Raw genomic sequence first — 22,059 nt, 5'->3', positions numbered from 1 at the left:
CGCGGGGCCCCTGAGCAGGTCGGGATCGGTCCGGGCGGGCCGGCATCAGGCCCGCAGCTCCGCCAGCAGCCGGTAGGAGTCGAGCAGTTCGGCCCGGTCGTAGCTGCTGGTGGTGACCAGGAACTCGTCGGCAGCGCTGCGGGTGAGCAGCGCTTCCAGCGCCTTGGCCACGTCCTCCGGTGTGCCGTGCAGCTGGCCGCCCATCGCCGTCTCGAACCGCTCGCGCTCCGCCGGGGTCATACTCAGCGCGCCGATCGACTCGCGGGAGGCGAGCGGCGGGAACACGCCGTGGGTGCGCGAGTAGGCCGTCGCCCACGCCTCGGACTCCAGCAGCCCGCGGGCCCGTTCGCCGGTCGGCGCGACCGCCACCGTGCCGGACAGCACCACGTAGGGGCTGTCCGCCCAGTCCGACGGGCGGAAGGCCGCCCGGTAGCGGTCGACCGACCGCAGCATCGCGTCCTCGCCGCGGCCGCCGATCACCAGCGGCAGCCCGTGCGCGGCGGCCAGCTCGGCGCCGCTGCCGACGGCCAGCACGAACGGCGCCGGGCGCAGCCCCTCCGCCGGCCAGGCGTGCACCTGCGGATGCTCCCGCTGGGTGCCGGTGAACCAGCCGAGCAGCTCGGTGAGCTGCGCGCCGAAGTCGTCGGCGGCCTCCTTGCCGTGTCCGAGCGCCTTCCTGACACCGCCGGTGAAGCCGACCGAACGGCCCAGGCCCATGTCGATCCGGCCGGGGAACAGCGACTCCAGGACGCCGAACTGCTCGGCGACCACCAGCGGCCGGTGGTTGGGCAGCATCACCCCGCCGGTGCCGACCCTGATGCCGCCGGTCGCCGCGGCGACCGCGGCGGCAAGCACGGTCGGCGCGGAGCCCGCCACGCCGGGCACGCTGTGGTGCTCGGAGACCCAGAAGCGGTGGTAGCCCAGCGCCTCGGCCCGCCGGGCGAAGGCCACGGTGTCGCGCAGCGCCCGCGCCGGGTCCTGGCCCTCGCGGGTGCGGGACCGGTCGAGGACGGAGAAGGGCGTGTCGCGCAGTACGGAGCTCACCTACGTTCCAACGCTCACCGTCCGTGCTGATTCCCGGCCGGTTCCCGCCACTCACGGCGCCCGGCACGACGCCCCCACCTGTACCGTTTGCGTGCCTCTTGTGGCCGGGTCGGCGGTTGGCCTATCTTTGCCCCGCCCATTCACTCGGGCACCCGGCAGCCCAGGCCCCCACGGGCCGGTCCGGAGAGGACTCGTGCCATGCCCTTACGCGGACGCCACCGCCGTTACCGCCCGAGCCGGGTCTCCCAGGCCTCGCTGACCGTCACCGCGGGCGGCGCGGGACTCGCGCTGCCGCTGATCGGGCTGAGCAGCGCCCACGCCGCCAGTGCCGGAGTGTGGGACAAGGTCGCCCACTGCGAGTCCTCGGGCAACTGGAGCATCAACACCGGCAACGGGTACTACGGCGGCCTCCAGTTCGCGTCGAGCACATGGAAGTCCTTCGGCGGTACGGCCTACGCGCCGCGCGCCGACCTCGCCACCAGGAACGAGCAGATCGCGGTCGCCGAGAAGGTCTTACGGGCCCAGGGCCCCGGGGCCTGGCCGGTCTGCTCGGTACGGGCCGGGCTGACCAGGACCGCCGCGTCGGCCTCGCACACCGTGCCGGTGCCGCAGACCAAGCTCAAGCCGGAGAGCGCGCGGACCACGCACATCGCCAAGCCCGTACAGCACACCACCGCGAAGCCCGCGCACCCGGCCAAGCCCGCGCACACCGCGAAGGCGCCCGCCGCGCGGCCCGCCAAGCAGGCGGCGAAGGCCGCGCCGGCCAAGGGGCACGACCCCTACACCGTGGCGCCGGGCGACTCGCTCTCCGAGATCGCCTTCGAGCACCAGCTGCCCGGCGGCTGGCCGCGGCTCTACACCGACAACAGGACCGTCATCGGGGACGACCCGGACCTGATCCTGCCCGGCCAGCGGCTCTCGCTGACCGCCCCGGCGAAGTCCCGGCCGGCCCCCGGGCCGGCGGCCCGGCCGGCGGCGAAACCGGCCGCCAAGCCCGCGCCCAAGACGTCCGCGGCGCCGACCGGCACCCGCACCCTGGAGCGGCAGACCAAGCCCGCCGCCAAACCTGCCGCCAAGCCCGTGCACACCGGGTACACGCTGCCGGTGCACGCGGCGATCGGCACGGCCTACCACGCCTCCGGCAGCAGCTGGGCCAGCGGCTACCACACCGGTACCGACTTCCTGGTCTCCACCGGCACCGCCGTGCACTCGGTGGCGGCCGGCAAGGTGGTCACCGCCGGCTGGGGCGGCTCGTACGGCTACCAGATCGTCATCCGGCACGCCGACGGCCACTACAGCCAGTACGGGCACCTCTCGCAGATCTCGGTCAAGGTCGGCCAGCAGGTCAACGAGGGCCAGCGGATCGGCCGCTCCGGCTCCACCGGCAACGCGACGGGGCCGCATCTGCACTTCGAGATCAGGACCGGTCCCGAGTACGGCTCCGACATCGACCCGCTGCGCTACCTGCGGGCGCACGGCGTGTCGGTCTGAGCCGCCGGCCCTCTCAGGACCACCCGGGCTTCACGGCGGGCGGCGGCGCCGTCACCGGCGTCCCGGCCCGCCGTCGCCGTCCTCCCGGGCGGCATAGCGGTCAAGGGCGGGCAGCGTCGCGGTCAGCCAGCAGGCCGCGAACAGCCAGCCGCCGACCACGTCGGTGGGCCAGTGCACGCCCAGGTAGACCCGGGTGAGGCCGACGGCCGCCGCGGCCAGCGCGCAGATCCCGGCGCCCACCCGGCTGGACGGTCCCGGCCAGGCCCGCAGCAGCCCCCAGGCCAGCAGGGTGGCGGCCATCGCGCTGCTCGCGGTGTGCCCCGAGGGGAACGAGTGGCCCGAGGCCTGGACCGCCCAGTCGGCCATCGGCGGCCTGGCCCGGTGCAGCAGCGTCATCAGGCTGGTGCGCAGTCCCTCCCCGACGAGCAGGACGACCAGGGCGAGCAGTGCCGTGGGGATCCCGCGCCGCACCCGGGCGGTGCCGCCGCCGGCCAGCCAGCCGCCGAACGCGGCGGCGACCGGCGGGAAGGCGCCGGTGCCCAGATGGGTGAGCGCCTTGGCCGTGTTGAGCAAGCCCTGCGGCCGGTGCGCGACCGACCAGTGGTGCGGCCCGGTGTCCACCGCGTACGGCGTGCCGTGCCGGGCGAGCACCACCCAGGCCAGCAGCGCGAACAGCACGGCGAAGGCGGCCGGCGGCAGCAGCCGCTTCAGGGGCGGCGGCTGGAGCCGGACGCTCAGCGGGCGGACGGTCATCGGATCGGCTGCGCCTTTCCCCGGGCCACGCGGTGCTGCCGCCTGACTGTCTACATGACTGTAGTCAGTCTACGGCAGAGCACTCCGGGCCCACCGCCTACCCCGCGCGCCCGGTCCGTACCCGCCGCGGACGGGCCCGCGGACCGGGCGCGGGCGGGTTCACGGCCGGCGGTCGGGGGTGATCGCGTTGGTCTTCAGCGGGTCGGTCTCCGCCACCGGTTCGAGCACCGCGTCGATCCTGGCCAGCAGGTCGCCGTCCAGCTTCACGCCCGCGGCCTTGACGTTCTCCGTGACCTGCTCGGGGCGGGAGGCGCCGACGATCGCCGCCGACACGTTCGGGTTCTGCAGCACCCAGGCGACCGCGAGCTGGGCCAGCGAAAGCCCCGCCTCCGCCGCCAGCGGGGTGAGCTGCTGCACCTGCGTGAGCACCTCGTCCCGCATCCAGCGGCCGATCATGTTCGAGCCGCCCTTGTCGTCGGTGGCCCGCGAACCGGCCGGCGGCTGCTGCCCCGGCTGGTACTTGCCGGTCAGCACGCCCTGCGCGATCGGCGAGAACACCACCTGGCCGATGCCCAGCTCCTCGCAGGCCGGGACGACGTCGGCCTCGATGACCCGCCACAGCGCTGAATACTGCGGCTGGTTGGAGACCAGCTGGATCCGCAGCTCGCGGGCCAGCGCGTGGCCGCGGCGGATCTGGTCGGCGGTCCACTCCGAGACGCCGATGTAGTGCGCCTTCCCGGAGTGCACGACGTCGGCGAAGGCCTCCATCGTCTCTTCGAGCGGGGTGAACCGGTCGAAGCGGTGCGCCTGGTAGACGTCGATGTGATCGGTCTGGAGGCGGCGCAGCGAGCCCTCGACGGACTCCATGATGTGCTTGCGCGACAGGCCCCGGTCGTTGTGACCGGGGCCTGTCGGCCAGAAGACCTTGGTGAGGATCTCCAGACCCTCACGGCGCTCACCCTTCAGCGCCCGGCCGAGTACCGACTCCGCTCGCGTCTGTGCATAGACGTCCGCGGTGTCGAAGGTGGTGATTCCCGCGTCCAGCGCGGCGCGCACGCACGCGGTGGCCGCGTCCTCCTCCACCTGGGAGCCGTGGGTGAGCCAGTTTCCGTAGGCGATCTCGCTGATGATCAGGCCGCTGCGGCCGAGGTGACGGTAGTCCATGGTGATCGACTCTAGAACGTCACCCCGGCGCGTCGCGACCCTCCTTCTGCGCCGATCAGGAGGCGTAGGCCTCCAGCTCGGAGAGCTGGCCGGCCGGCCAGCCGGTGTTGCCCGAGAAGGTCAGCCGCAGGTAGCGGGTGCTGGTCGGGGTGATGGCGATGGTGGCGCTGTCACCGGAGGACGGGTTGAAGGTGTAACCGGAGGACGCCTTCAGCGAGCTCCAGTTGCTGTTGTCGGTGGAGCCGAGCACCTGGACGGTCTCGGTGCGGGTGCCCCAGCCGGGCGGCAGCTTCAGCACCAGTCGGCCGACGGTCTTGGCGGAGCCGAGGTCGACGGTCAGCGACTGCGGGAAGGCGTTGTTGACGCTCTCCCAGTAGGTGTTCGCGTTGCCGTCCACGGCGTTGCCCGCCACGTAGACGTCCGAGTGGCCGGTGTCGCCGGCGCTGTGGCCCTGGGCCAGGTTGGGGTTGCCCGCCGGGGGAGTGGTCGGCGGGGTGGTGGGCGGTGTCGTCGGAGGCGTGGTCGGCGGGGTGGTCGGCGTGCCGTCACCGGGGTAGACCTCCAGCTCGGAGATCTGGCCGGCGCTCCACCCGGTGTTGGCGGTGATGTTCAGCCGGACGTAGCGGGCGCCGGCCGAGGGGAAGGTCAGCGTCGCGGTGTTGCCGGAGGCGGGGTTGAAGGTGACGCCGCCGGACGCCTTGAGCGTGCTCCAGTTGCTGTTGTCCGTCGAACCCTGCACCGCGAGCGTCTCGGTGCGGGTCGCCCAGTCGTTGGACGGCGGCAGCTTGAGCGTGACCTTGCCGACCGACTTGGCCGCGCCGAGGTCCACGGTCAGGCTCTGCGGGAAGGCGTTGCTGTTGCTCTCCCAGTAGGTGCTCGCGTTGCCGTCCACCGCGTTGCCCGCCCCGTAGGACTGCACCGAGGAACTGGCGGTCGCCGGGTGGCCCTGCGCCAGGTTGCCGTTCGCGGGCGGGGTGGTCGGCGGGGTCGTCGGGGGAGTGGTGGGCGGGGTGGTCGGCGGCGTGGTGGGCGGTGTGGTGTCGCCGCCGCCACCGCCGGTGGGTACGCCGCCGTTGGTCCAGATCGGCGTCGGCCAGGTGCCGGTGCAGGTCTGGCCGGTGTTCCAGCCGGAGTTGCCGCCGCCGTCGGTGATCTGCAGGCTGTCGCCGACGCAGTTGTGGATCGGGGTGGCGGCCTGGCCGATGTTCTTGGCCTTGACGTTGATGAACGTCATGTTCGCGGCGGCCTGCGCCTGGATGGCATAGGTACCGGCCCCGTCGATGTTGACGTTCTTCATGGTGACGCCGGTGACACCGGTCTCGATGGACTGGATCGCCTCGTAGGAGCTGTCCAGGATGTCGGTGTCACTGATCTGGATGTTCGCGTCCACCTTGCCCTGGAGCCCGTCGAACCAGATCGCGCCGACCCCGAACTGCCAGTTGTAGTCGCTGTTCCCGGTTCTGATCAGGGTGTTGCGGGCCGCGGTGATCGTGCCGGACACCCCGTTGGGGCCGCCGCCGTTGACGCCCGGGTAGCGGTTGGCGATGTGCAGGCCGCCGCCGTTGGTGATCGTGTCGGCCATCACGTTGTCGGACAGATTGAAGTCCTTGCCGCCGTACGTGACGATGTTGTTCGCCAGGATCGGCAGCACCACCGTGTCGTGGTCGAAGCTGTCGCTGACGTTCGGCGCCTTCTCCGGCCACGAGGCGAGACCGTCGTCGCCGACGTTGCGGACGAAGGTGTTGGTGACGGTGGAGTTGGTCACGCCGGAGTGGAAGTTCACGCCGTCGGCCGTGGTGTCCAGGATGCGGCTGTTCTTGATGGTGAAGTGGTCCATCGGACCGTCCATCCAGGCGCCGACCTTGACGTGCTGGATCCACAGGTCGTCCACGGTGGAGTTGGACATCGCGCCGCCGAGGCCGTTGACCTGGTCGTCGTCCACCCGCTCCTGGATGTCGCCGATGATCGCGAAGTCCTTGAGCGTGACGTTCTTGCTCGGACCGCCGGCCTCCTGCGGGCGGATCTCGCCGCCGTAGCCGCCGCCTGCCACGTACTTGCCGTAGAAGCCGGCCGCGCGGTTGCGGTTCACCGGGTCGCGGCCGCCGAAGACGGTGTACCAGGGGCCGGCGCCCGCGACGGTCACGCCGTCCACGACCACGTGGTCGTAGAGGGTGTAGTTGCCCTGCGGGACGTAGACGACCTTGCCCTGCGCCTGGCCCGCGTTGACCGCGGCCTGCATCTTGGCGGTCGAGTCGGTGGCACCGGTCGGGTCCACGCCGTAGTCGGTGACGGCGTTGATCGAGCCGGCCGGCTGCGCGATCGGCGCGGCGACCTGCTCGAAGTCGGCCAGGTCGATGGTGAAGGACGGCGACTGGGCCGTCGAGGTCACCTGCACCCGGACCTTGGTGCCCTGCGGCAGGGTGGACCCGAACATCATCCGGGACTCGTCGTAGAAGTGGTGCGGGTTGGAGTCACCGGGGTTGTTGTTGAACGGGTAACCCCCGTAGTACCAGCTGTACTTGGACGTCACCGGCAGCGACTTGACCGAGCTGCCGTTGACCTGCACGTCCAGCGAGGCGTCCCGGCCCTTGCCGTCGGCGGTGTCCGGGATGCTGTAGCGCAGCGACATCGCGTTGGCCGGTGCGGTGAGGGTGAACTCCACGTACTGACCGGTGGAGTTGAGGGTGACGGCCTGCCGGCCCGACGCCTCTGACGGCAGGTGGCCGTAGAGCCGGTCGGGGCCGATCAGGGTGCCGTTGGTGTTGGCGTACTCGGCCTCCAGCTCCTTGAACGGCACGTTCGCGCCGCGGCCGGAGATGCCGATCGGGGAGGGCGCGGGAACGCCCGCGGCGTGCGCGGCGGGGGCGCTCGCCAGGGTGACCGCGGTCAGCGCGGCGGCTGCCGCGACCGCGAAGGACAGCACCGCGGCGGCACCGCGTCGTCTTATCCGGCGGCTTTGTCGGGGACTTCTCTCGCGGCTGTGCGGTGATGGCGACACAGGCATACGTCCTTGCGGCTCGGGGGTGAGGGGAGGGGTCGAGCACCCGGCCAGGCGTGGAGAGACTACGAGCCGCACCGCAGTAAGTCCATGAGTCTGTGCAAAATAGCGATGGTTCTTCGCAAGAGGACGTCAGGCGTGCCGAGGGGACGCAAGGAGGAAGGCGCGGCCGGATCGGTCGGTGTGCCGGGTCGACTGCCAGCCGTGGGATTCCAGCAGCCGGGCGCACTCGGCGAGGGCGCGCGCCTGGTCCGCGGGAGCGGCCGGGCCGCGCCAGCCGACCTCGATCACCCCGGCCTGGGCCGCGGCCTCCGCAACGGTGTAGCCCGCGCGATCCGGGCCTCCGGGCGGGCAGCCGGCCGCCTCAAGGGCCAACGCCACCGCGTGCGCCCGGCGTTCGCGCTCCCAGGGCGCGGGGACGTCGGTGGCGCCGTCGAGCAGCAGCGCCCGGATCTGCAGCAACCCCTCCCAGGCGACGGCCACTTCGGCCCGCCGCCGCACGCCGTCGCCGGGGCGCGGCGCGTCGGCGGTACCGAGGTCGGCGACGAAGCCGCCGCCGGGAGGCACTTCGGCCGCCTTCGCGGGCTCGTCCCCGTCCGGCGTCGGCGCGGCCGCCAGTTCGGCCCGCAGCCGCAGCCCCTCGGGCGACAGATAGAAGCTGTGATGGCCGGCGCGTCCGTGCGGCACCGCGAGGCCGCGGGCGGCCAGCCCGGCGCAGACGTCGGCGCGGGCCGACAGCCGGCCGGTCGCCGGGTCGGAGCCGGTGACCGCCCGCCGCTGGGCGGCCGAGAGCCCCTTGGCCATGCCCGCCCCTTCTCCCGCGCGCCACGGCCACCCCGTGCCGTCCCCCTCGCACGCTACCGCCCGCCGCCGACACCGGCGGGCACCGCACGCCGGGCGCGGGTGATCGAATACGGCGGCGCAATAGCCGCTGAATTCCTACGGGATTCGTAACGGGGAGGGGCGGTGCGTACGCCGATTTCCGCAGGGTGTACGGTCCCGGTTCTCGCCTCGATGTTCGGCGAACGGTAGCGCCACACAGCGCAGTTCGGGAAATTCAGGGAGGATTCATGAAAATGACGCGTGAGAGCCGTAGAAGATCGGCCGTCATAGCGGGGGCCGGCTTGGCCGCACTCGTCGGCGCTGGTGTGTTCGCCGTCCCGGCCTCGGCCCACGACGTCGGCTGGAACGTGACCTGCAACTCGGTCTCGGTCCACCTCACCAACTACAACGGGGGCGTCACCAACTCCGTGTCCGTCTCGGTGGACGGCGGCGCCGTGCTCGCCTCGGAGGCGGCTTTCGGGGCGAGTTACGACTACTCGGGCGCGCTGCCCGACCACACCGGCCCGATCACGGTCCACCTCGTGGTGAAGGCCGGCGACAGCTCGCAGTACAACCGCGACGAAACCAAGACGGCGGCGCCCTGCGAGACGACCCCGCCCACCACCCCGCCGACCACGCCCGCGAGCCCGCCGCCCAGCACCGGGGCGACCACGCCGGCCGCGCCCACCACGGCCCCGCCGACCACCTCGGCTCCGGCCGCCCCGGTGGTCTCGACGAGCGCCACCAGCAGCGCCCCGGCGGTCGCGGCCACCGCGTCCGGCGGCAGCGACCTGGCCGAGACCGGCAGTTCCAGCGCGACCCCGATGATCGCGGGCATCGCCGCGGCCGTCGTGGTGGTCGGCGGCGGCCTGGTCTTCGTCGGCCGCAGGCGCCGTTCCGCCTCGCACCGCTGACGCGACGCAGCGCCGTAGCAGCGCCCAGGGGCCCGGCCCCGCCCGGTACGCCGGACGGAGGCCGGGCCCCGGTGCGTCCGGGCCCTGCGTCCGTCAGGGCCCTGCGTCCGTCCGGGTCCTGGCGCGTGTCCGGGGCCCGCGTCCGTCCGGCGTACCGGTATTCACCGGGAATAGCGACAAGGCGACACAGGGAATTCCTTGATCGCCGCCGCGAGGTAATCCGGCAATCGCATGGCACCATCACGCAACGGGCTTCCGCGGCACACCTGTTGAGCGCATTCCGGACCCCCGGACGTCGATATCCCCGCCAATCCCGCGACCCCCGCGGGCCAAGATCCACCACGCCCGCCACAGCGTCCACGGCAGCCGGAAAACCACCGTCGGTGCCGGGCCGTGCGCAAGGCGCACCTAGGATCGGAGGATGGATCTTCGATGGCCGTGGCGCAAGCGGTGGTTGGCCGGGGTGGGGGCGCTCGCGGTGCTGGTGGCCGGAGGCGTCGTGGCCGGCACCGGGGCCGCGGCCGGCGGCGGTGGCACGGTACACCGCAGTGACGCGATGCTCACCGGGGCCGGCGGAGTGCGGCTCGACACCTCGTACTTCACCGACGGCGGCTCGGCCCGCCGGCCCGCCGTGCTGCTCGGGCACGGCTTCGGCGGCAGCAAGGACGAGGTCAAGGGGCAGGCGGAGGCGCTGGCCCGGCACGGGTACGCCGTCCTGACCTGGTCCGCGCGCGGCTTCGGCCACTCCGGCGGCCGGATCGGGCTGAACGCGCCCGACGGCGAGATCGCCGACGTCAGCAAGCTGATCGACTGGCTGGCCGGCCGCCCCGAGGTGCGCCTGGACGCGCCCGGCGACCCGCGGGTGGGCATCTCCGGTGTCTCGTACGGCGGCGCGGTCTCGCTGCTCGCGGCCGGCTACGACCGGCGGGTCGACGCGATCGCGCCCCGCGAGACGTACTGGAACCTCAGCGACGCGCTGTTCCCGAACGACGTCTACAAGAAGCTGTGGTCCGGCATCTTCTTCTCCAGCGGCTCCGCGCCCCTCGCGGACGCCGCCGCCCCCAGCACGAGCGCCCCGGGCACGGACAACCCCAGCACGGACAACCCCAGCACGGACAACCCCGGCACGAGCGCCCCCGGCACCCCCGGCGATCCGCTCTGCGGCCGCTTCGAGCCGTCGATCTGCGCGATGTACGAGCGGGTGGCCCAGGCCGGCAAGCCCGACGCCGCCGCCCGCGCCGAGCTCGCCGCGCTCAGCCCCGCCACCGTCGCCGGGCGGATCAAGGTCCCCACCCTGATCGTCCAGGGCCAGACCGACTCGCTGTTCACGCTCGACCAGTCCGACGCGATGGCGCGGGCAATCAAGGCCAACGGCGCCCCGGTCAAGGTCGACTGGATCGCCGGCGGGCACGACGGCGGCAACACCGAGGACTCCAGGATCGACGCCAGGGTCACCGGCTGGTTCGACCACTACCTCAAGGGCCACACCTCGCAGAGCACAGGACCGGCCTTCCGCGTCACCCGCACCGGCGGCCTGAGCAGCACCGACGGCACGGTGGTGATCCGCGGCGCGCAGGCCGACCGCTACCCGGGGCTCGACGGCACCTCCGAGGGCCGGATCGAGCTGACCGGCGGTCCGCAGCGGATCAGCAACCCGGCGGGCGGCTCGCCGCCGTCCATCTCCTCGGTGCCCGGGGTGAGCGCGCTCGGCCGGCTCTCCGCCTTCGGCGCCGGCGTGTCGGTGGACTTCCCCGGGCAGTACGCGCGCTTCGACTCCGCGCCGCTGCGTACCGGCATGCAGCTCACCGGCTCCCCGACCGTCCAGGTGAAGGTCGCCACCGACGCGAAGGACGCGGTGCTCTTCGGCAAGCTCTACGACGTCGCGCCGAGCGGCACCCAGACGCTGCCCTCCTCGCTGGTCACCCCGATCAGGGTGAAGGGCTCGCCGCAGGGAGGCACCGTCCAGCTCCGGCTGCCCGCCGTGGACCACGAGTTCGCGGCCGGGCACCGGCTGCGCCTGGTGCTGGCCACCACCGACCTCGGCTACGCATCACCGGCCGCGCCCGCCTCCCTCACCGTCTCGCTGGCGACCCCCGCGGTCACCCTGCCGGTCGATCCGGGCATCTCGGCGGACTCCACCGTGCTGTCCTGGTGGGTCTGGGCGATGCCGCTCCTGGCGCTGCTGGTGGCCGCGGCCCTGCTGGTCACCGGCCGCCGCCGGGTCAGGCCGCGGCCGGCCGATCCGGCGCTGGCCGGGGTCCCGTTGCAGATCACCGGGCTGAGCAAGCGGTACGCGAAGTCCGCCGACCGGTACGCCGTCAAGGACCTGTCCTTCCGGGTCGAACCGGGCCAGGTGCTCGGCCTGCTGGGGCCGAACGGGGCCGGCAAGACCACCACGCTGCGGATGCTGATGGGCCTGATCCACCCCGACGAGGGCGAGATCCGGGTCTTCGGCGAGGCGGTGCGGTCCGGCGCGCCCGTGCTGTCCCGGCTCGGCGCCTTCGTGGAGGGCGCCGGCTTCCTGCCGCACCTGTCGGGCCGGGCCAACCTCGACCTGTACTGGCAGGCCACCGGCCGCCCCGCGCAGGACGCGCACCTGGACGAGGCGTTGAAGATCGCCGGCCTCGGCGACGCGCTGGAACGCGCGGTGCGCACCTACTCGCAGGGCATGCGGCAGCGGCTGGCCATCGCCCAGGCCATGCTCGGCCTACCCGACCTGCTGATCCTCGACGAGCCGACCAACGGCCTCGACCCGCCGCAGATCCGCGAGATGCGCGAGGTGCTGATCGGCTACGCGGCCGGCGGCCGTACCGTGATCGTCTCCAGCCACCTGCTGGCCGAGGTCGAGCAGACCTGTACGCACCTGGTGGTGATGGACCGCGGCCGGCTGGTCACCTCGGGACCGGTCGCCGACATCGTCGGCACCGCCGACACCGTACTGGTGGGAGTCGACGGCGACGTGCCGCAGTCGCTGGTGGACACGATCGCCGCGCTGCCCGGCGTGCTGACCGCCGTACGCGAGGAGGACGGCCTGCTGGCCGTGCTCGACGGGCCCGGCGTCGCCGGGTTCGTGGCCGAACTCGTCCGGCTGGGCGTGCCGGTGACCCAGGTCGGGCCGCACCGCCGCCTGGAGGACGCCTTCCTGACCCTGATCGGAGGCTCGGCATGAGCACCGCACCGGCCGCGCCCGCATCCCCCGCGGGCGCCGGCGCCCCGTTCCCGGCCGGCGGTACCGCCGGCTACCGGCCAGGACGCACGCTGCGGCTGCGGGTCGAGGCCAGACGGCAGCTGCGCAGGCGGCGGACGATCATCGTGTTCGGGCTGCTGGTCGCGCTGCCGTTCATCCTGATGGCGGCGTTCGCGATCGGCGGCACGCCGAGCGAGGGCTCCAACGGGCCCACACTGATCGACACCGCCACCGCCTCGGGCGCCAACTTCGCCGCCACCTGCCTGTTCGTCTCGGCCGGCTTCGTCCTGGTGGTGCCGGTGGCGCTGTTCTGCGGCGACACCGTCGCCTCCGAGGCCGGCTGGTCCAGCCTGCGCTACCTGCTGGCGGCCCCGGTGCCGCGGACCCGGCTGCTGAGCGTGAAGTTCACCGTGGCGCTGGCCTTCAGCGCGGTGGCGATCCTGGTACTGCCCGCGGTCGCGCTGCTGGCCGGCACGGTCGCGTACGGCTGGGGCGGGCTGCAACTGCCGGCCGGCGGTGAACTGGCCTCCGGGCACGCGGTGCCCCGGATGGTGATCGCGGTGGTGTACATCATGGTCAGCCAACTGGTCACCGCGGCGCTGGCGTTCTGGCTCTCCACGATCACCGACGCGCCGCTGGGCGCGGTCGGCGGCGCCGTCGGGCTGACCATCGTCGGCAACGTGCTGGACGCCGTCACCGCGCTGAAGTCGTACCGGGACGTGCTGCCCGCGCACTGGCAGTTCTCCTGGCTGGACTCGGTGCAGCCGACCATGGAGTGGAGCGGGATGCTGCAGGGCACCTCGGTATCGGTGTCGTACGCCCTGGTGTTCACCGCGCTGGCCTTCCGCGGCTTCCGCACCAAGGACATCGTGTCCTGAGCCTGCGGGCCGCCGGCGGCAAAAGCCCCGGTCGGCGGCCCGGGCACTGCGCCATCCGGGTGGTGCGGACGCCGGTGTGCGGGGCGCGCCCCCTGTCCTGGGCACGTTCTCTCCCTGTGGGCTCGCGGCGGCCGTCCCGTGCGGCCGCGAGCCCACACCGGGAGGAAACTCCAGCCTCGCTCCAGCCAAGGGGAATCCATGCGCAATGTCCGTCCGCGGCCCGGTGCCGTGGTCGCCGCGGCCGGGGCCGCCGCCCTGACCGCCGCCGCTCTGACCGCCGCTCCGCACGCGGCGCGGGCAGCCGCCGCGCCCGCCGCCAGGCCCGCGCCCGCCGTCAAGCCGGTGCCCGCCGTCGAGGGCCACCAGTTGGCGCACGCGGTCGGCAGCCCGCTGAGCAACGCCCAGTGCCAGGCCACCTGGGGCATCAACTGCTACACGCCGGCGCAGTACCGCGCGGCGTACGACCTGAATCCGCTCTACCGGGCCGGGATCACCGGCAAGGGCCGCACCATCGTGATCGTGGACGCGTTCGGCTCGCCGACCATCCAGCACGATCTGGACGTCTACAGCGCCAAGTTCGGCATTCCCAGCACCCGCGTCCAGGTGGTGAAGTGGGGCAAGGTGCCGCCGTTCGACCCCGGCAACGCCGACCACACCGGCTGGGCCGGCGAGAGCACCCTCGACGTGGAGATGGCGCACGCGGTGGCGCCCGGCGCGCATCTGGTGCTGGTGGAGACCGGGGTGGCCGAGACCGAGGGCGTCACCGGCCTGCCGGAGATGATGGCCGCCGAGAAGTCGCTGATCGACCAGGGCGTGGGCGATGTGATCTCGCAGAGCTTCGGCGCCACCGAGAACACCTTCCCCGGCTTCGGCAAGGGCGATGTCGCCAGCCTGCAGAAGCTGCGGTACGCGTTCAAGGCCGCGAGCCGGCGTGATGTGACGGTGCTCGGCGCCTCCGGCGACGGCGGCGCGACCGACGCGATGGCCGACGGCGTCAGCGACTACCCGTACCGGGTCAACTCCTGGCCGTCCGCCGACCCGCTGGTCACCTCGGTCGGCGGCACCCAGCTGCACCTGGACGACGCGGGCCGCCGTACCGCGCCCGACAGCGTCTACAACGACTACGGGGCGGGCGGCGGCGGCCAGTCGCACGTCTTCACCCGGCCCTCGTACCAGGACGGCGTCGGCCAGGTCGTCGGCGACCGGCGCGGCACCCCGGACGTCTCGATGGCGGCGGCGGTGGACGGCGGCGCCTGGGTGTACTCCAGCTACGACCCGACGGCGGTCGGCTGGGACGTCTACGGCGGCACCAGCGAGGCCACCCCGCTGTTCTCCGGCATCGTGGCGCTCGCCGACCAGTTCGCCGGCCGCCGGCTGGGCGACATCCACCAGGCGCTCTACGCGCTCTACAAGCAGGGCGGCGGCTTCGGCGGGGTCGTGGACGTCAAGGACGGTACGAACAACTCCTATGACGGCGTGACCGGTTACACCGCCGTGAAGGGCTACGACATGGCGACCGGCGTCGGCACCGTGGACGCGGCGCGGTTCGTCCCCGCGCTGGCGGTCGCCGCGGCCCGCCGCTGACCGCGGTCGTTCCGATTATCTGTTAGGACCCTTGACAGTTGGGTGGTCTGGACCAAGAGTATTGGTCCAGACCACCCTTGCCCCCCCACCTGTGAAGGGATCGCGGTTCATGACCCGACGCGTTCGCACCACCTCGTCCCCCAGAGCACTCCGTGCCTGGGGGCGCCCCCAGGCGCTGCTCACCGGACTCGTCACCGCCGCCGCCTCGGCCGGCCTCGCCCTGACCGGCGCCGGCACCGCGCACGCCGCCACCCCGCTGCCGGCCCACATATCGGCGCCGTACTTCGAGGCGTACAACGGCGACAGCCTGTCCGGTCTCGCCTCGGCCTCCGGCAACAAGTACCTGACGATGGCGTTCATCCAGACCCCGTCGGTCGGCTCCTGTACGCCGTACTGGAACGGCGACAGCGGGATGCCGATCAGCCAGGCGAACTTCGGCAGCGACATCGACACCATCCAGGCCGGCGGCGGCGACGTCATCCCGTCGTTCGGCGGCTACGCGGCCGACAACAGCGGTACCGAGATCGCCGACAGCTGCACCAACGTCAGCTCCATAGCCCAGGCTTACGAGAAGGTCATCACCACCTACGACATCAGCCGGATCGACCTGGACATCGAGGACAACTCGCTGACCAACTCGGCCGGCATCGACCGCCGCAACAAGGCGGTCAAGCAGGTACAGGACTGGGCGGCGGCCAACGGCCGCACCGTGCAGTTCTCCTACACCCTGCCGACCACCACCCACGGCCTGGAGGGCGGCTCGGTCGGCTCCGGCAGCGGGCTCGCCGTGCTCCAGAACGCGGTCAGCAACGGCGTCAACCTCAATGTCGTCAACATCATGACGTTCGACTACTACGACAACGCCACCCACAACATGGCCACCGACACCCAGACCGCCGCGCAGGGCCTGCACGACCAGCTCGGGGTGCTCTACCCGGGCAAGTCCGACGCCCAGCTGTGGGGCATGGTCGGGGTCACCGAGATGCCCGGCATCGACGACTTCGGCGCGGCCGAGACCTTCACCACCGGCAACGCCACCACCGTCTACAACTGGGCCGTCAGCAAGGGCATCAACACGCTGTCCTTCTGGGCGCTCCAGCGGGACAACGGCGGCTGCCCGGGCACCGGCGGCTCCGACTCCTGCTCGGGAACCACCCAGAGCACCTGGCAGTTCAGCCACACCTTCGAACCCTTCAACGGCGGCAGCACCCCGCCGGCCAGCAACGACTTCTCGGTGGCACTGACCCCGGCCTCGGCCTCGGTCGCCCCCGGCGGCTCCGCGTCGGCGAGCGTCAAGACCGCCGTCACCGCCGGCACCGCGCAGTCGGTCAGCCTCTCGGTGAGCGGCGCGCCCGCCGGTGTCACCGCGTCGGTCAGCCCCGGCTCGGTCACCGCGGGCGGCAGCGCCACCCTGTCGGTGTCCAGCACGAGCGCCGCGGCGCCCGGCACGTACACCCTCACCGTCAAGGGCACCTCGGCGGCGGCCACCCACACGGCCGCGTACACGCTGACGGTCACCGGTTCCAGCAGCGGCTGCACCGGGACCGCCTGGAAGTCCTCGGCGATCTACGTGGGCGGCGACACCGTCTCCTACGGCGGCCACAACTGGAAGGCCAAGTGGTGGACCACCGGCGAGACGCCGGGAACCACCGGTGAGTGGGGTGTCTGGCAGGACCTGGGCGCCTGCTGAGCCCGCTGCCGTCCCCCTGTGCCGTCCGGCGGGCCCGCGCCCGCCGGACGGCACGGCGCCGTGCCCCGGGGGCGCCGCCCCGGATGTGTACCGGTGCCGCCGGTCCTCTAGAGTCTGACCGGACGTCTACGCGAATGTAGTCGAGGCGTGCACATCACCGGAAAGACCAGGGGACGGGAACACCCATGAGTGTCATCGGCGTCGGCCAGGCGGTCGTTCTCGGCTTGGTGGAGGGCGTGACCGAGTTCCTGCCGGTCTCCTCCACCGGCCATCTGAAGCTGGCCGAGGGGATCATGAACATCCCGGTGGACGACGACGCCGTCGTCGGCTTCACCGCGGTGATCCAGACCGGCGCCATCGCCGCGGTCTTCGTCTACTTCTTCAAGGACATCAAGCAGTTCGTCGGCGCCTGGCTGCGCGGCCTGACGAACCGGGAGGAGCGCGACAACCACGACTACAAGTTCACCTGGTGGGTGATCTACGCGACCATCCCGATCGTCATCGTCGGGCTGGCCGCCAAACCGCTGATCGACGGGCCGCTCGGATCGCTGTGGGTGGTCGCCTTCTCGCTGATCGGCGGCAGCATCGTCATCTGGTGCGCGGAGCAGATGGCGCGGTTCAAGCGCGGCGAGGACCAGGTCACGCTGAAGGACGCGATGATCGTCGGCTGCTCGCAGATCCTCGCGCTGCTCTTCCCCGGCTTCTCCCGGTCCGGTGCCACCATCTCCACCGCGCTGATCCGGGACCTGGACCGGGTGGCCGCCACCCGGCTGTCGTTCTTCCTCGGCCTGCCCGCGCTGACCGGCGCCGGCCTGTACGAGCTCAAGGACGCCACCAGCGGGGGCGTGGGCGCCCCGGCGCTCGTGGTGGGCACCCTGGTGTCGTTCGTGGTGGCCTACGCGTCCATCGCCTGGCTGCTGAAGTACATCGCGCACCACTCGTTCAACGCCTTCGTGATCTACCGGATCGTGGTCGGCTTCCTGATGATCGGCCTGCTGACCACCGGCGTCCTGGACTCCTGACCAGCACTCCCAACTCCCCGCGGGGGCCCGGCCGATGCGGCCGGGCCCCTGTTCGCGTGCGGCACCAGCCAGGCGCCCCGGCATAGTTCACGACTTATTTTTTGATGTGTATTGACTCCCCAGTGGTCTGGACCTAGCGTCCAGACCGCATCGCGACCCCACAACGCGACCGAGGAGACTCGTGTGACCCAGGTACCCGGCGTGCCCGGCACGCCCCCCCGTCACCCCCGCCACCGCAGGCGAACGACCGCTCTGGCGGCGGCCTTCCTGCTGCCGGTGGCAGCCGGCATCGCACTGGTATCCGCCGGCGGAGCCGGCGCCGCGACCATCCCGAGCGCGCCCGCCACCGTCACCAGCGTCAACAGCGGCAAGTGCGTGGACGCCAGGGCCGCCGCCACCGCCAACGGCACCGCCGTCCAGCAGTACGCCTGCAACGGCAGCAGCGCCCAGCAGTGGCAGTTCACCGCCACCGACAGCGGCTACTACCGGATCGGCGTCAGCACCGCCCCCTCCCAGGTCTGGGACGTCACCGGCGTCTCCACCGCCGACAGCGCCCTCGCCCAGCTCTGGCTGTACGGCGGCGGCAGCAACCAGCAGTGGCAGCCCGTCCAGGAGTCGGGCGGCGCCTTCCACTTCGTCAACCGCAACAGCGGCAAGTGCCTCGACGTGCCCGGCGCTTCGGCCGCCGACAGCGTGCAGTTGCAGCAGTACACCTGCAACGGCACCACGGCGCAGTCGTTCAACGTGAGCGGCAGCGGCGGCGGCACCACCACACCGCCGCCGCCCGGCAACACCCCGGACTTCGGTCCGAACGTGTCGGTGTTCGACCCGTCGATGTCGGCCTCCAGCATCCAGTCGAAGGTCACCTCGGTCTACAACCAGCAGGTCAACAACGAGTTCGGCACCCAGCGTCAGGCGCTGCTGTTCACCCCGGGCACGTACAACGTCGACATACCCGTCGGCTACTACACCCAGGTCTCCGGCCTCGGCCTCTCGCCCGACCAGGTGTCGATCACCGGCGGCGGCATCCATGTCGCCGGGCACACCAACGACGGCAACGCCACCCAGAACTTCTGGCGCGACGTGGAGAACATGTCGCTCAGCCCGAGCTCCGGCAGCACCATGTGGGCCATCTCGCAGGCCGACCCGTTCCGCCGGATGGACGTGCACGGCGGCATGCTGCTGTACGACAACACGCACGGCTCGTCGGGTAACTGGTCGAGCGGCGGCTACATCGGCAACTCCCGGGTGACCGGCCAGATCACCTCGGGCACCCAGCAGCAGTTCCTCACCCAGAACAGCTCGATGGGCAGCTGGAACGGCTCCAACTGGAACATGGTCTTCGTCGGCGACCAGGGCGCCCCGGGCAACAGCTTCCCCAACCCGCCCTACACCACGGTCGCGCAGAGCCCGGTCTCCAAGGAGAAGCCGTTCATCTACGTGGACGGCTCGGGCAACTGGCAGGTCTTCGACCCGGCGCTGCGCAGCAACGTCCAGGGCCCGGACTGGGTCAACGGCAACTCGCCCGGCACGTCGATCCCGATCGACCAGTTCTACATCGTCAAGCCCGGTGACACCTCGACCACGATCAACGCCGCGCTGAACGCGGGCAAGAACCTGATCGTCACCCCGGGCGTCTACCACCTGTCCGCGCCGCTGAACGTCACCCGGCCCGACACGGTCGTCCTCGGCCTCGGCATGGCCACGCTGGTGCCGGACAACGGCGTCACCGCGATCACCACCGCCGACGTGGACGGCATCGACATCGCCGGCCTGCTGATCAGCGCCAACACCACCAACTCGGCCACCTTGATGCAGGTCGGCCCGACCGGCTCCACGGCGAGCCACGCCGCGGACCCGACCACCCTCCAGGACGTGTTCTTCCGGGTCGGCGGCGACATCGCCGGCAAGGCCACGACCAGCCTGGTGGTCAACAGCGCCAACGTCATCGGCGACCACCTGTGGCTGTGGCGCGGCGACCACTCCAACGGCGTCGGCTGGAACACCAACCCGGCCGCGCAGGGCCTGATCGTCAACGGCGCCAACGTGACGATGTACGGCCTCTTCGTCGAGCACTACGAGAAGTACCAGACCACCTGGAACGGCAACGGCGGCCGCACGTACTTCTACCAGAGCGAGACACCGTACGACGTGCCCGACCAGGGCAGCTGGACCACCAGCGGCGGGGACCTCGGCTACGCCTCGTACAAGGTCGCCAACACCGTGACCTCGCACGAGGCATGGGGCGTGGGCATCTACGCCTACCTGCGCGACCACCCCAACCTGGTGCTCGGGCACGCCATCGAGTCGCCCAGCACCGCCGGCGTGAAGTTCCACGACATGGTCACCACCGTGCTCGGCGGGGCGGGCAACATCAACCACATCATCAACCAGTCGGGGCCCGCGGTGACGGCCAGTCACTCGCACGACACCCTGACCAGCTACCCGTAAGGCGGTACGCGGGCAGAGCGGAGACGGCCACAGCCGTGACGCCGTGAGCAAGCCTGGCCGGCCCATCCCCCCACGGGCGGGCCGGCCAGGGAACCGGGCGGTGTGCCGCCCGGTTGTCTCGGAGACAGCGCCGCCGGTCAGGTGAGCGTGGCCGTCTCCGGGTCCCAGTCGTCCGGGAGCACCGCCACCGCCGGCGGGCGGGACTCCAGGCCGAGGAAGGCGTGCTGATCGGCCGCGTCGGTCACCGTGGCCATCAACTCCAGTACGTGCTGGGCCAGATCGCCCGACGCCCGGTGATCCGCGCCGGTGCGGATCGCGCGCGCCATGTCGAGCACGCCCATCCCGCGGCCGGCCGTCGACCCGGTCACCGGCAGCTCCCGCCACTCCTGCTCGCCGAGCGACTGCACCCGCAGCGGCCCGCCGAAGGTGTTCGGGTCGGGCAGCGACAGGGTGCCCTCCGTGCCGGTGATCTCGATCATCCGGCGCGGTACCGCGGAGTCGAAGCTGAAGGTCGCCGACGCGCTCGGCCCGGACGCGAAGTCCAGCAGCGCGTGCACATGCGTGGGCACCTCCACCGCGAAGCTCGTGCCCGCCTTCGGCCCCGACCCGATCACCCGCTGCGCGCGGGCCTGCCGGGCGGTGGCCGCCACCCGCGTCACCGGCCCGAACAGCGCCACCAGCGCCGTCAGGTAGTACGGCCCGATGTCGAACAGCGGCCCGGCGCCGTACTGGAACAGGAACTCCGGGCTCGGGTGCCAGCTCTCCGGCCCCGGCCCCTGGGTGACCGCGGTGACGCTGACCGGCTCGCCGATCGCCCCGGCCGCCACCGCCCGCGCCGCCGACTGGAGCCCGGCGCCGAGGAAGGTGTCGGGCGCGCTGCCCACCCGCAGTCCGCGGGCCCGGGCGTCGGCGAGGATCTTCGCCCCGTCCGACGGCGCCAGCGCGAGCGGCTTCTCGCCGTAGACGTGCTTGCCGGCCGCCAGAGCGGTGCCGGCCACCTCGGCGTGCGCGGCCGGGATCGTCAGGTTGACCACGATCTCCACCTCGGGGATCGCCAGCACCGAGCCGACGTCGCCGGCCGCCGGCACGCCGAACTCCTGCGCCGCCGCCCTGGCCCGCTCCACGTCGAGGTCGGCCACCGCGAGCACCCGCACGTCGGGGAACCGGGACAGCGCCGTCAGATACTGCGAGCTGATCACTCCGGCGCCGACCAGCGCGACGCCGACCGGTCCGCCGGTCATGAACGCTCCAGCCCGGCCAGGTAGGCGCGGCTCTCCGCGACGGCCTCGAAGATGTCGGTCGCGCAGCTGTCCAGCTCCACGATCCGCAGCGCGTCCGGCGCGGCGGCCAGGATCGACGGCACGTCGATGGCGCCCTTGCCGACCGCGGTGTGCGGCTCGTCCTTCACCCCGGGGCCGTCCTTGACGTGCAGCGCCAGCACCTGGTCGCCGAGCGTGCGCAGCAGCTCGGGTACGTCGGCGCCGCCGACCGCGGCCCAGTAGGTGTCGACCTCCAGGAACACCTCGGGCGCCAGCAGCCCGGCCAGCACCTCCAGGCCGGTCCGGCCCTCGAAGCGCGGCTCGATCTCCCACCAGTGGTTGTGGTAGCCGATCCGGATACCGCGCTCGGCGGCCTTCGCCGCGAAGCCGTTGAGCAGGTCGGCGGTCCGCCGCAGCCCGTCCAGGGTGGTGAACTCGTCGTGGTCGATGCCGCCGGGGATGATCGCCAGGTCGGTGCCGATGGTGGCGACCGCGTCGAAGACCTCGCCGGCGTCCCGGTCGAACAGCGCGTACGCGTGGGTGCTCGACACGCCGATGCCGAGGTCGTCGGCGATCTTGCGGAAGCCGATCGGGTCGGCGGTGGGGTCGTACGCCTCGACGGAGCGGTAGCCGATCTCGGCGAGCCGGGTCAGGGTGCCGTCGCGGTCGGCGGCGATCTGGTCCCGGAGGGTGTAGAGCTGGATGCTCAGGGGTGTGGCCATCGAAACGATGCCTCCTGGAAATGACGGGTGGTACGGCGGGTGCGGCGTGCGGTGCGTTCCGGTTGCGTGCGGTGCGGTGC

General features: G+C 72.2%; 15 protein-coding genes. 8 read left to right on the top strand and 7 right to left on the bottom strand.

The genetic code is table 11. The features are described 5' to 3' along the window. Positions 1–45 precede the first annotated feature (45 nt). The gene (locus ACQPW6_RS03925) at positions 46–1,044 is read right to left on the bottom strand and encodes an LLM class flavin-dependent oxidoreductase (RefSeq protein ID WP_433888114.1); all 999 of its coding nucleotides are present in this window, start codon (positions 1,042–1,044) and stop codon (positions 46–48) included. Positions 1,045–1,242: 198 nt separating this feature from the next. On the opposite strand from ACQPW6_RS03925, the gene ACQPW6_RS03920 reads away from it, so the two are divergent. Continuing rightward, positions 1,243–2,535, top strand: coding sequence for a transglycosylase family protein (locus tag ACQPW6_RS03920; RefSeq protein WP_433888113.1), 1,293 nt, complete (start codon positions 1,243–1,245; stop codon positions 2,533–2,535). Between the two features lie 51 nt (positions 2,536–2,586). Here ACQPW6_RS03920 and ACQPW6_RS03915 read toward each other — a convergent pair whose 3' ends face one another. The 4 genes from ACQPW6_RS03915 to ACQPW6_RS03900 all read right to left on the bottom strand — a co-directional run bounded on the left by ACQPW6_RS03915 (position 2,587) and on the right by ACQPW6_RS03900 (position 8,254). Then, positions 2,587–3,288: a phosphatase PAP2 family protein gene (locus ACQPW6_RS03915; RefSeq protein WP_433888112.1), complete on the bottom strand. Its 702-nt coding sequence runs from the start codon at positions 3,286–3,288 to the stop codon at positions 2,587–2,589. Positions 3,289–3,447: 159 nt separating this feature from the next. Next, positions 3,448–4,452, bottom strand: coding sequence for an aldo/keto reductase family protein (locus tag ACQPW6_RS03910; RefSeq protein WP_433888111.1), 1,005 nt, complete (start codon positions 4,450–4,452; stop codon positions 3,448–3,450). A 55-nt stretch (positions 4,453–4,507) separates the two neighbouring features. Then, positions 4,508–7,456 carry a discoidin domain-containing protein gene (locus tag ACQPW6_RS03905; protein ID WP_433888110.1) on the bottom strand — a complete coding sequence of 983 codons (2,949 nt, stop codon included), beginning with the start codon at positions 7,454–7,456 and terminating at the stop codon, positions 4,508–4,510. A gap of 126 nt (positions 7,457–7,582) precedes the next feature. Continuing rightward, a complete protein-coding gene (locus tag ACQPW6_RS03900) occupies positions 7,583–8,254 on the bottom strand; it encodes a hypothetical protein (RefSeq protein WP_433888109.1) in 672 nt (223 codons plus the stop codon). 320 nt (positions 8,255–8,574) lie between these two features. Here ACQPW6_RS03900 and ACQPW6_RS03895 point away from each other — a divergent pair, with 320 nt between their 5' ends. The 7 genes from ACQPW6_RS03895 to ACQPW6_RS03865 all read left to right on the top strand — a co-directional run bounded on the left by ACQPW6_RS03895 (position 8,575) and on the right by ACQPW6_RS03865 (position 19,998). Beyond that, a complete protein-coding gene (locus ACQPW6_RS03895; protein WP_433888108.1) occupies positions 8,575–9,186 on the top strand; it encodes an LAETG motif-containing sortase-dependent surface protein in 612 nt (203 codons plus the stop codon). A 421-nt stretch (positions 9,187–9,607) separates the two neighbouring features. Continuing rightward, positions 9,608–12,355 carry an alpha/beta fold hydrolase gene (locus ACQPW6_RS03890; protein ID WP_433888107.1) on the top strand — a complete coding sequence of 916 codons (2,748 nt, stop codon included), beginning with the start codon at positions 9,608–9,610 and terminating at the stop codon, positions 12,353–12,355. Further along, positions 12,352–13,251 carry an ABC transporter permease gene (locus ACQPW6_RS03885; protein WP_433888106.1) on the top strand — a complete coding sequence of 300 codons (900 nt, stop codon included), beginning with the start codon at positions 12,352–12,354 and terminating at the stop codon, positions 13,249–13,251. The genes ACQPW6_RS03890 and ACQPW6_RS03885 overlap by 4 nt, the downstream gene beginning before the upstream one ends. A gap of 198 nt (positions 13,252–13,449) precedes the next feature. After that, positions 13,450–14,835, top strand: a complete 1,386-nt coding sequence (locus ACQPW6_RS03880; RefSeq protein ID WP_433888105.1) for a S53 family peptidase — start codon at positions 13,450–13,452, stop codon at positions 14,833–14,835. A 109-nt stretch (positions 14,836–14,944) separates the two neighbouring features. Then, positions 14,945–16,525, top strand: coding sequence for a carbohydrate-binding protein (locus ACQPW6_RS03875; RefSeq protein ID WP_433888104.1), 1,581 nt, complete (start codon positions 14,945–14,947; stop codon positions 16,523–16,525). A gap of 185 nt (positions 16,526–16,710) precedes the next feature. Further along, positions 16,711–17,547, top strand: coding sequence for an undecaprenyl-diphosphate phosphatase (locus tag ACQPW6_RS03870; RefSeq protein WP_433888103.1), 837 nt, complete (start codon positions 16,711–16,713; stop codon positions 17,545–17,547). Between the two features lie 183 nt (positions 17,548–17,730). Beyond that, positions 17,731–19,998, top strand: coding sequence for an RICIN domain-containing protein (locus ACQPW6_RS03865; protein ID WP_433888102.1), 2,268 nt, complete (start codon positions 17,731–17,733; stop codon positions 19,996–19,998). A 137-nt stretch (positions 19,999–20,135) separates the two neighbouring features. Here the strand turns inward: ACQPW6_RS03865 and ACQPW6_RS03860 are convergent, their stop codons facing one another. Both ACQPW6_RS03860 and ACQPW6_RS03855 read right to left on the bottom strand, forming a co-directional pair. Next, on the bottom strand, positions 20,136–21,239 hold the full coding sequence (locus tag ACQPW6_RS03860; protein ID WP_433888101.1) for a Gfo/Idh/MocA family protein: 1,104 nt from the start codon (positions 21,237–21,239) through the stop codon (positions 20,136–20,138). Continuing rightward, positions 21,236–21,979 carry a sugar phosphate isomerase/epimerase family protein gene (locus ACQPW6_RS03855; RefSeq protein WP_433888100.1) on the bottom strand — a complete coding sequence of 248 codons (744 nt, stop codon included), beginning with the start codon at positions 21,977–21,979 and terminating at the stop codon, positions 21,236–21,238. Before ACQPW6_RS03855 ends, ACQPW6_RS03860 begins: the two co-directional genes overlap by 4 nt. Positions 21,980–22,059 lie beyond the last annotated feature (80 nt).

The sequence above is a fragment of the Streptomyces sp. CA-111067 genome (genome assembly GCF_050956065.1).
In the GTDB taxonomy this organism is placed as follows: Bacteria; Actinomycetota; Actinomycetes; order Streptomycetales; family Streptomycetaceae; genus Actinacidiphila.
The sequence above is the reverse complement of the archived record's forward strand: the minus strand, read 5'-3'. Positions and strand labels throughout refer to the sequence as shown.

Coding starts and splice junctions, on each gene's coding strand:
- ACQPW6_RS03855 (WP_433888100.1), bottom strand. CDS start 21,979: ATGGCCACACCCCTGAGCATCCAGCTCTACACCCTCCGGGACCAGATC.
- ACQPW6_RS03905 (WP_433888110.1), bottom strand. CDS start 7,456: ATGCCTGTGTCGCCATCACCGCACAGCCGCGAGAGAAGTCCCCGACAA.
- ACQPW6_RS03860 (WP_433888101.1), bottom strand. CDS start 21,239: ATGACCGGCGGACCGGTCGGCGTCGCGCTGGTCGGCGCCGGAGTGATC.
- ACQPW6_RS03915 (WP_433888112.1), bottom strand. CDS start 3,288: ATGACCGTCCGCCCGCTGAGCGTCCGGCTCCAGCCGCCGCCCCTGAAG.
- ACQPW6_RS03885 (WP_433888106.1), top strand. CDS start 12,352: ATGAGCACCGCACCGGCCGCGCCCGCATCCCCCGCGGGCGCCGGCGCC.
- ACQPW6_RS03920 (WP_433888113.1), top strand. CDS start 1,243: ATGCCCTTACGCGGACGCCACCGCCGTTACCGCCCGAGCCGGGTCTCC.
- ACQPW6_RS03870 (WP_433888103.1), top strand. CDS start 16,711: ATGAGTGTCATCGGCGTCGGCCAGGCGGTCGTTCTCGGCTTGGTGGAG.
- ACQPW6_RS03890 (WP_433888107.1), top strand. CDS start 9,608: ATGGATCTTCGATGGCCGTGGCGCAAGCGGTGGTTGGCCGGGGTGGGG.
- ACQPW6_RS03910 (WP_433888111.1), bottom strand. CDS start 4,452: ATGGACTACCGTCACCTCGGCCGCAGCGGCCTGATCATCAGCGAGATC.
- ACQPW6_RS03900 (WP_433888109.1), bottom strand. CDS start 8,254: ATGGCCAAGGGGCTCTCGGCCGCCCAGCGGCGGGCGGTCACCGGCTCC.
- ACQPW6_RS03875 (WP_433888104.1), top strand. CDS start 14,945: ATGACCCGACGCGTTCGCACCACCTCGTCCCCCAGAGCACTCCGTGCC.
- ACQPW6_RS03880 (WP_433888105.1), top strand. CDS start 13,450: ATGCGCAATGTCCGTCCGCGGCCCGGTGCCGTGGTCGCCGCGGCCGGG.